The following is a 7,507-nucleotide window of genomic DNA, read 5'->3' on the forward strand; positions in this document are numbered from 1 at the left end:
CCGTCAGCGCCTGCACGCCGGCTTCGTCGAGCGGCGCGCCGGTGTTCGCGACGTGCAGGTCGTCGCCGTCGCGCCACAGGCACAGCGCGCCCGGCACGCCCGCGCGCGCGGCCGCGTCGGCGGCGTTCTGCGCGAGTTCGGTGAGCACCCGGTCCCGGTAGCCGGCCCGGACGAGATCGGCCTCGGTGGCGGCATCCTCCCGCAGCCGCGTCGGGGACGACGCCCAGGCCAGCAGGGTGCCCTCGCGCAGCGCCGCGGTCCCGAAGGGGTCGGCGGGGTCGGGGCGCGGCATCCTCAGTCGGTCTGTTCCGGCGGCGCGACCGCGGCCGGCTCGGCAGTCGTGTCCTCGGTGTTCTCGGTGCTCTCCGTGTCCCCGGCGCTCCCGGACCCGGTCTCCTCCGAGGCCTCCGGGACCGTGCCTTCCGCGTCCGCCGGGGCGTGCGCCTCCGCACCCGCCTCGGCCGGCGGCAGGGCGACGACCTCCACAGCGGAGTCGTCGTACGCCTCGTGGACCGGGGAGCCCGCGCCGGTCGGCAGGGTGGTGTCCGAGTGGGCGCCGCACCCGTACGCCGAGTGCACCACGTGGCCGTCGGCGGCGAACTCGTTGCCGCACACCCCGAACGCTGCCCGCAGGGAACCCGCGAGGGGAAGGTAGAACCCGCACAGCCGGCACGTCGAGGGCGCGGCCTTGGCCATCTCCGAGTCGGGGCCGTAGTCGCCGTCGTACCAGCGCTGGGCTGCCTCGAGGCGGCCCTCGAGGCTCATGACCTGCGTGCGGCCGAGGCCGATCTCGAGGGCCGTCTCGTCGATCTCGGGGTCGCCGGTGGCGACGTAGCCGGGCACGAGGCGCGGATCCCCCGCCGGGGGCGCGAGCAGGTCGCCGGGACCGAGGTCGCCGGGCCGGATCCGCTCGTTCCACGGCACCCACCGCGGCGCGACGAGCGCGTCCGGTCCGGGCAGCAGCGCCAGCTCGCTCACCGTCACCCGGTCCGAGCCGGGTGCGGCGGCGACGACGACGGCCCACTGCCAGCCCCGGTACCCGGGCAGTTCCGCGGCGAACCGGTGGGTGGCAGCGCAGTCGTCCTCGGCCGCGACGCCGAGGTACGCGCCGACGCCGGTCTCGCCCGCGTCCAGCAGCGCGGCCCGCGCGACGTCGACGGCGTCGGCCAGCAGAGGCTGCACGAGCTGTTCGGTAGAGGCGGACGCGGAGCCGGACGCAACTGAGGAAGGCACACCACTCACGGACCCCATTCTGCCGCACGGAACCGCCACCGCGACCCTCGGCTGCCATCATGTGGGCATGCGCCGCCGTCCGCTCTCCGTCGCGGCCGCGGTCGCCGCCTGCGTCGCGGCAGCCGCGTGCGACTCCGCCCCGGCGGATCCGGGTCCGCCGCCCGAGCGCCTGCGGGCCGAGCTCGTGGCCGTGCATCCGCACGATCCCGCCGCGTTCACGCAGGGCCTCGAGGTGTCCGGCGACGAGTTGCTCGAGGGCACCGGCCTGTCCGGCCGGTCGTGGATCGCGGCGCGGTCGCTGGCCACCGGCGCCGAACGGGTCCGGGTGCCGGTGCCGGACGGCATGTTCGGCGAGGGCATCACCGTCGCCGGCACCACGGTGTGGCAGCTGACGTGGCGTGACGGGGTCGCGGTCGCCCGCGACCGGGACACCCTGGCCGAACGCGGCCGCGCCGGCTACGACGGGGAGGGCTGGGGGTTGTGCGCCCAGGACGACCGGCTGGTGATGAGCGACGGCACCGCGGAGCTGACGTTTCGGCACCCCGGGACCTTCGCGGAGACGGGCCGGGTGACGGTCCTGCGCGAGGGCCGCGCCGTCACCCGCCTCAACGAACTCGAATGCACCGACGACGGTGCCGTGTACGCCAACGTGTGGAAGACCGACGAGATCCTGCGCATCGACCCGGACGAGGGCCGGGTGACCGCCGTGGTGGACGCCGGGGCGCTGCGCGAGCGGCTCACCGACGGGCAGCGCGAGCGCATCGACGTGCTCAACGGAATCGCGCACCTGCCCGGTACCGATCGCTTCCTCGTCACCGGCAAGTACTGGCCGTCGGTGTTCGAGGTGCGGTTCGTGCCGTGATCGCGCCGCAGGTGGGGCACGCCACCGAACACCGATCCGCCCGGTGCGACAGAATTGTGCCGTGACCGATTCGGACGAGGAACGCGCACACGACGACGCGGGCCGAGGCGCCGACGTCGGCGGTCGTCCCCGCCGGTCGGCCCGGGCCCCGCACCCCGGCAACGGCAACTATCCGCCGCCGCGGCGCACGTCTGCGCGACGTACCCCCCTGCCGCCGCTGCACCCGGTCGAGGACGCCCGCAGGTACCGGGGCGACGACTTCTCCCGCGAGGAGCGCGCCGGCGCCCCGCGGGCCCCACGGATGCCGCGGAAACTGACGGTCACCCGCGTCGCGGCGCTGCGCAGCCGTGAGCTCACGAGCAAGGGCATCGCGACATTCCGCCGGGCCGCCACCGCGGACGGTGCGGACCGCTCGGGCCTGACGGCCCTGACCTACGCGACGATGGCGAACTTCGCGAGCGACGCGGCGGTCGCCGTGGCCCTGGCCAACACCCTGTTCTTCTCGGCGGCCACGGGCGAGGACAAGACCAAGGTCGCCCTGTATCTGCTCATCACGATCGCCCCGTTCGCGGTGATCGCCCCGCTGATCGGTCCGTTGCTCGACCGGTTGCAGCACGGTCGCCGGCTGGCGCTGGCCACGTCGTTCGCCGCGCGCACCGTGCTCGCCGTGGTGCTGGTGTTCAACTTCGACAGCTGGGGGCTGTACCCCGCCGCGCTGGCGATGATGGTGCTGTCCAAATCGTTCGCGGTGCTCAAATCGGCGGTGACGCCGCGGGTGCTGCCGCCCGAGATCGATCTGGTCCGGGTGAACTCCCGGCTCACGGTGTTCGGCCTGGTGGGCGGCACGATGGGCGCCGGGGCCGTCGCCGCCGCCGCGGCCTGGCTGTTCGGATCGTCCGGCGCACTGTGGCTGTGCGCCGTCATCACGGCGTTCGGCGCGTACCTGAGCATGCGGATCCCGTCGTGGGTCGAGGTCACCGAGGGCGAGGTGCCGGCCACGCTGTCGTATCACGGCGCCGAGGCCCGCACCGAGGTCACCGGGACCCGCACCGAAGTGATCGCGACGCCCGCGCGCGCCGCCGGCGGCGCGAAGAGCCGCCGGCAGCCGCTGGGGCGGGCCGTGCTCACCGGTTTGTGGGGCAACGGCACGATCCGGGTGCTGACCGGCTTCCTGACCTTGTTCATCGCGTTCGTCGCCAAGTCGAAGACCGAGCACGAGCCCCTGGTCCAGGCGGGGATGCTGGGTCTGGTCGGCGCGGCCGCCGCCATCGGCAACTTCACCGGCAACGCGACCGGCGCGCGGCTCACGCTGGGCCGTCCCGCGCTGATCGTGGTGCGGTGCACCGCGGCCGTGACGGTGATGGCGGCGCTGGCCGCCGCGACCGGCAACCTGATCACGGCGGCCCTCGTGGCGCTGGTGGGATCCTGCGCGAGCGCGCTGGCGAAGGTGTCGCTGGACGCGTCACTGCAGCAGGACCTGCCGGAGGAGTCCATCGCGTCCGGGTTCGGTCGCTCGGAGACGGTGCTGCAGCTGAGCTGGGTGTTCGGCGGGGCCCTGGGGGTCCTGCTGCCGACCGAGTACTGGCTCGGGTTCACCGTGGTCACCGTCGTGCTGGCCCTCGGTCTGACGCAGACGATCCTCACCTACCGTGGAGGCACCGTCGTTCCGGGCTTCGGTGGCAAACGCCCGGAACACGCCACCCAGGAGACCACCGGTCGCATCCCGCGGCCAGGCGGACGTACGACGAGAAACGGAACGTGATGAGACTGCAGCCCCGGACGAAGAAGACGATCGCGATCCTGGTGATCGTGGCGCTGGTCGCGATCGGCGGGCTCACCGCGGTCGTGGTCTCCCTCGTCCGTTCCGCACCGCCGAGCGTGCCCACGGTGACGGCGTACGCGCAGGGCCGTACGGTCACGGTCGAGCCCGGCCTGTGCAGCGCCGACGGCACGTGCGCCGGCCTCGAGGCCGTGATGCTCGAGGTGCCGGCGGGCCGGCCGCTGCAGCTGTCGTTGCCGTCGGAGATCACCGACTCGGACTGGCGGCTGAACGTCACCTACGGTGATCCCCGCACCGGCGAGATCTTCGAGGGGTTCCGCGACTACACGCCCGGTCAGGCCCGGGCCGTGACGGTGCCGTCCGACCCCGGCGCGCAGTTGCTGAATGTGGTGCTGCAGCTTCCCGCCACCGGGGAGCAGGCGCCGGTGTGGGCGATCCAGACGTTCTGACCCCCGTCCGGCATGCGAGAGGGGCCTTCCGGGTGCTGTCCCGGAAGGCCCCTCTCGCGTCGGGTCGGCCCGACGCCGGGCGTCAGGAGTCGAGCTCGCGGGCGACGGCCCGCATCACCTCGGAGATCCGCTGGGCGGTCTTGCGCTCGGGATGGCGGCCCTTGCGCAGCTCCGGCTGCACGGTGGCCTCGAGCAGCTTGATCATGTCCTCGACCATGCCGTGCAGCTCGTCGGGCGTGTGCCGCTTCTGGGGGGCCGCCTCACGCCGCCCGCCCTGGCGCACCGACGGCAGCGGATCGAGCAGTTTCAGGCTGAGCGCCTGCGGTCCGCGACGGCCCGCGGCCATGCCGAACTCCACCCGCTGACCCGGCTTGAGGCCCTCGACCCCGGCCGGGAGCGCGGAGGCACGCACATAGACGTCCTCGCCCTCCTCCTGGGACAGGAAGCCGAAGCCCTTCTCCATGTCGTACCACTTCACCTTGCCGGTAGGCACTGCGTTCACCCGCTCCTCGACAGCCGTGCCCCGGTGGGCACGAGTGGATATGCAAAACAACGCGCCCCGCTTCGAGTGCGGGACGCGCAGACATGCGTCAGTGTACCCGCGGCGGAGTCCACCTTCGAAAGTCCGGCGGCGGCGCGGGCGGGTGGGGAAGCACTACGGTGGAACCCGTGGGCACCTCCAGTTCTTCCGCACCGGGCAACGGCCTGCTCAAGGCCGCGCTGGCATGTTTCCTGGTCGGGATCGTCGCCGTGGTGGCGATCTTCCTGACCCCCGCCGTCACCGACGGCCGGCCGGGCCTGGTGCTGTATCTGCTGACTCTCGCCTGGCCGCTCGGCTTCGTGCTGGCATTGACCTTCGCGCTGCGCTCCGGCCGGCGCTCCCGCGGAAGGGATCGCACGTGAGAATTCTGCTCAACATCATCTGGCTGGTCTTCGGCGGCCTGTGGCTGGCGCTGGGGTACTTCCTGGCAGGCCTGATCTGCTTCGTGCTGATCATCACCATCCCGTTCGGCATCGCCTCGTTCCGCATCGGCATGTACGCGCTGTGGCCGTTCGGCAAGACGGTGGTGGACAAGCCCACGGCGGGGGCCGGGTCGCTGATCGGCAACGTGATCTGGGTCGTCGTCGCCGGCATCTGTCTGGCCCTCGGTCACGTCGTGACGGCGATCGCGATGGCGATCACGATCATCGGCATCCCCCTGGCGCTCGCGAACCTGAAGATGGTGCCGATCTCGCTGCTGCCGCTCGGGAAGGACATCGTCCCGGTGGACAACCGCCCGAGTTACATGTGACGTTCCTCACATAACACGGGCATAACGGCGAGGTCGCGAACCGGCACCGGCGATGGACTTTGGTCCCTACCTGCGACTTCATCCCGCCACACGCGCCACTCACGCGCCGCCCTCGCCGCGCTCGGCGTTATCAATTGGTGACAATCCCCGCCTCGAGCCGTTACCGTCGTCTCCGGCCGGTTGGTTCGGCCACCCCGGGTCCGTCGCGCCAAATCCTGCTCCGCGGATTCCGGGTGTCCCGACGAACGATCCACGGGAGCAGGAAGCGGGGGACCCAACGGTCTCCCAGGGAACACCGATTCCCAGGAGGCACCCGGATCGCCGCCCACGGCGACGGTCCTTGGGGTGAAGCCGAATCGCCCACCGGCGAGGAGGCCGGGCTACCTCTTCAGCCCGAACCCGACAGCTGACCTCGTAGGCGCGTACGGAGAGGAACCGGAACCGACATGAGCGGACGCCATCGCAAACCCACCAACACCGGCCGCACCGTCGCCAAGTTCGCGCTGACCAGCGCGGTTCTCGGCGTCACGGGCGTCGCCTTCAGCGGCACCGCCAACGCCGCTCCCGACTCCGACTGGGACCGCCTCGCGCAGTGCGAGTCCGGCGGCAACTGGGGCATCAACACCGGCAACGGCTACCAGGGTGGCCTGCAGTTCTCCCCCAGCACGTGGAACGCCTACGGCGGCGGCGAGTACGCGGCGACCGCCAACCAGGCCACCCGCGAGCAGCAGATCACCGTCGCCGAGCGCGTGCTCGCCGGCCAGGGCTGGGGCGCGTGGCCGTCCTGCTCCTCGAGCCTCGGCCTGAGCAGCGCTCCGACGCAGCGCAGCGCCCCGTCCACGAGCGCCGGCACCGTCCAGAACACCCCGGTCGTCGAGGCCGCCCCCGAGGTGCCCGAGCTTCCCGCTCTGCCCGCGGAGGCCCAGGGCCTGCGGGCCGGCTTCGAACAGGGCCTCGACGCCCTGCGCCAGGCCGGCATCGCCGTCGACCAGAACCTCGTCGACGCGGTCAACGCCGCCCTGCCGAACTGACACCCGGCACAGACGCACGAAAGAGCCCCGCACCGTTCCGGTGCGGGGCTCTTTCGTGCTTCGATCAGCGGTTGATGACGGTGCGGGGGTGGGTGTACGGCAGGGAGTCGACCGGCAACGGGAACTCCATCTCCTCGCCGTACGGGGACAACGGGCCAGAACGAGTCGAGGACAACTCGGTGACGGCGTGGTCCCCGTCCGCCACCTTGGGCCACCCCGGATCGACATACTGCTTCTTCGAATTGTCAGCCATGCGCTCATTTTGGCAGGCAGGTTCACGGACAGCTACTTCAGGTCTCTAATCTGGTCTCGATGACCGCCACCGACCCCGCCGCGCCGGAGACCGGGCCGGAGTCGCTCGCGCGCTGGCTGAGCGACCGCCGCGACGCCGACCTCGCCGAGCTGCTGCGCGCGCGCCCCGACCTGGTGGTCCCGCCACCCGCGACGATGGCCGTCCTGGCCGGCCGCGCGCAGCAACGTGCCTCGGTGTTCCGCGCCGCCGACGAGCTCACCGTCCTCGACTTCGGTGTGGTCGACGCGCTGACCCGGCTGGGCGCCGACCGGGAGCCGGTGACCCGCCGGGTGCTGCTCGACTCCGTGTCCGGCCGCGTCACCGCCAAGAACGTCGACCGGTCCCTCGACCGCCTGCGCCGCCTGTCGCTCGTGTGGGGTCCCGCCGACGGGCTGCGGCTGGTCAAGGCCGCGGCCGAGGCGGTGCCGTGGCGAATCGGCCGCAGTCCCGACCCCGAGCCGCTGCCGGCCCCGGCCGAGGTCGGCGCCCTGCTCGCCGACCTCGATCCGGCGCAGCGCAGCCTGCTCGACACCCTCGCGCGCACCTCGCCCGTCGGGCGTACCCGCGA

At 72.5% G+C, this 7,507-nt stretch carries 9 protein-coding genes, 2 pseudogenes and 1 riboswitch; of the genes and pseudogenes, 7 read left to right on the forward strand and 4 right to left on the reverse strand.

From position 1 onward, the window contains the following. Both CQZ88_RS32180 and CQZ88_RS28830 read right to left on the reverse strand, forming a co-directional pair. Positions 1-292, reverse strand: a pseudogene (locus tag CQZ88_RS32180) (ATP-binding protein); the annotation flags it as partial. Between the two features lie 2 nt (positions 293-294). Then, complete coding sequence (locus CQZ88_RS28830; RefSeq protein WP_258008871.1) at positions 295-1,251, reverse strand: DUF3027 domain-containing protein; 957 nt, start codon at positions 1,249-1,251, stop codon at positions 295-297. Positions 1,252-1,300: 49 nt separating this feature from the next. Between CQZ88_RS28830 and CQZ88_RS28835 the strand changes: the two genes are divergently transcribed. The 3 genes from CQZ88_RS28835 (at position 1,301) to CQZ88_RS28845 (ending at position 4,324) form a co-directional block, all read left to right on the forward strand. Further along, on the forward strand, positions 1,301-2,095 hold the full coding sequence (locus CQZ88_RS28835; protein ID WP_006936156.1) for a glutaminyl-peptide cyclotransferase: 795 nt from the start codon (positions 1,301-1,303) through the stop codon (positions 2,093-2,095). A 61-nt stretch (positions 2,096-2,156) separates the two neighbouring features. After that, positions 2,157-3,857, forward strand: a complete 1,701-nt coding sequence (locus tag CQZ88_RS28840; RefSeq protein WP_006936158.1) for an MFS transporter — start codon at positions 2,157-2,159, stop codon at positions 3,855-3,857. Further along, entirely contained in the window at positions 3,857-4,324 is a 468-nt protein-coding gene (locus CQZ88_RS28845) for a DUF2771 family protein (protein ID WP_006936161.1), read from the forward strand. Before CQZ88_RS28840 ends, CQZ88_RS28845 begins: the two co-directional genes overlap by 1 nt. Before the next feature lie 82 nt (positions 4,325-4,406). On the opposite strand, the gene CQZ88_RS28850 is transcribed toward CQZ88_RS28845, so the two are convergent. Further along, positions 4,407-4,817, reverse strand: coding sequence for a cold-shock protein (locus CQZ88_RS28850; protein WP_029541805.1), 411 nt, complete (start codon positions 4,815-4,817; stop codon positions 4,407-4,409). Positions 4,818-4,984: 167 nt separating this feature from the next. Between CQZ88_RS28850 and CQZ88_RS28855 the strand changes: the two genes are divergently transcribed. From CQZ88_RS28855 to CQZ88_RS28865, 3 genes are all read left to right on the forward strand, one after another. After that, the gene (locus CQZ88_RS28855) at positions 4,985-5,227 is read left to right on the forward strand and encodes a hypothetical protein (RefSeq protein ID WP_006936164.1); all 243 of its coding nucleotides are present in this window, start codon (positions 4,985-4,987) and stop codon (positions 5,225-5,227) included. Then, positions 5,224-5,616: a YccF domain-containing protein gene (locus CQZ88_RS28860; RefSeq protein WP_102800643.1), complete on the forward strand. Its 393-nt coding sequence runs from the start codon at positions 5,224-5,226 to the stop codon at positions 5,614-5,616. Before CQZ88_RS28855 ends, CQZ88_RS28860 begins: the two co-directional genes overlap by 4 nt. Before the next feature lie 211 nt (positions 5,617-5,827). Continuing rightward, positions 5,828-6,053: riboswitch (cyclic di-AMP (ydaO/yuaA leader) on the forward strand. Positions 6,054-6,062: 9 nt separating this feature from the next. Beyond that, positions 6,063-6,647: a resuscitation-promoting factor Rpf1 domain-containing protein gene (locus CQZ88_RS28865; RefSeq protein ID WP_006936171.1), complete on the forward strand. Its 585-nt coding sequence runs from the start codon at positions 6,063-6,065 to the stop codon at positions 6,645-6,647. Positions 6,648-6,711: 64 nt separating this feature from the next. Here CQZ88_RS28865 and CQZ88_RS28870 read toward each other — a convergent pair whose 3' ends face one another. Next, on the reverse strand, positions 6,712-6,900 hold the full coding sequence (locus CQZ88_RS28870) for a hypothetical protein (protein WP_006936172.1): 189 nt from the start codon (positions 6,898-6,900) through the stop codon (positions 6,712-6,714). A gap of 59 nt (positions 6,901-6,959) precedes the next feature. Here CQZ88_RS28870 and CQZ88_RS32185 point away from each other — a divergent pair. Further along, a pseudogene (locus CQZ88_RS32185) lies at positions 6,960-7,507 on the forward strand (DNA-binding protein); the annotation flags it as partial.

This window comes from Rhodococcus sp. ENV425 (assembly GCF_002887785.1).
In the GTDB taxonomy this organism is placed as follows: domain Bacteria; phylum Actinomycetota; class Actinomycetes; order Mycobacteriales; family Mycobacteriaceae; genus Rhodococcus; species Rhodococcus aetherivorans.